The following is a 1,606-nucleotide window of genomic DNA, read 5'->3' as shown; positions in this document are numbered from 1 at the left end:
CTGATCATGTCCGCGGCCGGCCTGGGCCAGCTGAGCGCTTACGGCGATGCCGGTGCCGACAACATCACGGCCGGCGCGGGCTCGGACTTCCTCTCCGGCGGTGAGGGCAACGATACCTTGAACGGTGGGGCAGGCGATGACGTGCTTGAAGGTCAAGCCGACAACGACCTGTACTATGTCGACAACGTTGGCGATCAGGTGATCGAGGCGGTCGGCGGAGGCACTGACCGCGTGCTGACTAGCATCACTTATACGCTCGCATCTGGTCAGGAGATCGAGCGGCTCCACACCACCAACGATGCGGGCACGACCACGATCAATCTCACCGGTAACGAGATTGCCAACGTRATCACCGGCAATGCCGGCGCCAACGTCCTCAACGGGCTCGTCGGTGCCGATACGATGTCCGGTGGAGCAGGCTCGGACACCTACTACGTCGACGACGTCGGCGACAAAGTCAGGCTCGGACACCTACTACGTCGACGACGTCGGCGACAAAGTCGTCGAGGCCACCGGCGCGGTCGGCACCGATCTCGTCTATGCCTCGGTGTCGTATGGGCTTAGCGGCGCGGATCTGGAGAACCTGATCCTSACCGGCACCGGCAACCTCAATGGGACCGGCAACGGCCTCGCCAACGTGATCACCGGCAATGCCGGCGCCAACGTCCTCAACGGGCTCGTCGGTGCCGATACGATGTCNCCGGCACCGGCAACCTCAATGGGACCGGCAACGGCCTCGCCAACGTGATCACCGGCAATGCCGGCGCCAACGTCCTCAACGGGCTCGTCGGTGCCGACACGATGTCGGGTGGGGCGGGCTCGGACACCTACTACGTCGATAACGTCAGCGACCGCGCTATCGAAGCCACCGGTGCGGGCACCGATCTCGTCTACGCCGCGGTGTCGTACTCACTCGCCGGCTCAGACTTGGAGAACCTCACCCTGACCGGCACCGGCAATCTCAATGGTACCGGCAACTCGCTAGCCAACGTGATCATCGGCAACGACGGTGCAAACATCCTGACCGGTGGTGCCGGGGCGGACACCTTCGTGTTCAGGACGGCGCTGGGGTCGGGTAACCTCGACCGGATCGCGGACTTCTCGGTAGTCGACGACACCGTGCAGCTCACACGTAGCGTCTTCACGGCGCTGGGGGCCGGTCCGCTGGCCGAGGCGGCGTTCAAGGACCTCTCTACCGGCGCCGCCGATGCCAATGACCGCATCCTCTACGATAAGGTGATGGGGGCGCTGTCCTACGACGCCGACGGCAACGGCACGGCCTCGGCCGCGGTGCAGTTCGCTACCATCGACAACAAGGCCGCCCTCACGCACCTCGACTTCTTCATCGTGTGAGCCGCGCCGCAGCGCAGCCGGGTTGATCCAAACCAACCCGGCTGCGGGGCAGATAAGACGTAACTGACCCGACTCATAAAGGCCGTATGCATAGGTCGCGCTGTCCGTTGGGGCATGCCCCAACGGACGTGCGGACAGGTACTCGAATTGGCGTTCGTAATACCAATTCTCATTGATCAGCACCCATGGGCCCATCGGCGCAGTCCGATGGACATGATGCGCCAGGGTTGGGCGATGAGCTTGTTCCAGGCGT

General features: G+C 63.8%; 2 protein-coding genes. Both read left to right on the top strand.

What is annotated here, in order from left to right:
- On the top strand, positions 1–564 hold a 564-nt coding region (locus tag ASG40_RS20690), incomplete at its 5' end, for a calcium-binding protein (RefSeq protein ID WP_162243318.1).
- 180 nt (positions 565–744) lie between these two features.
- Positions 745–1,353: a calcium-binding protein gene (locus ASG40_RS13365; RefSeq protein ID WP_055886534.1), complete on the top strand. Its 609-nt coding sequence runs from the start codon at positions 745–747 to the stop codon at positions 1,351–1,353.
- The last annotated feature ends 253 nt before the right edge of the window (positions 1,354–1,606 follow it).

Source organism: Methylobacterium sp. Leaf399, from assembly GCF_001424525.1.
Lineage (GTDB): Bacteria > Pseudomonadota > Alphaproteobacteria > Rhizobiales > Beijerinckiaceae > Methylobacterium.
Note: the sequence above shows the minus strand (reverse complement) of the source record. Positions and strands in the feature narration are given on the sequence as shown.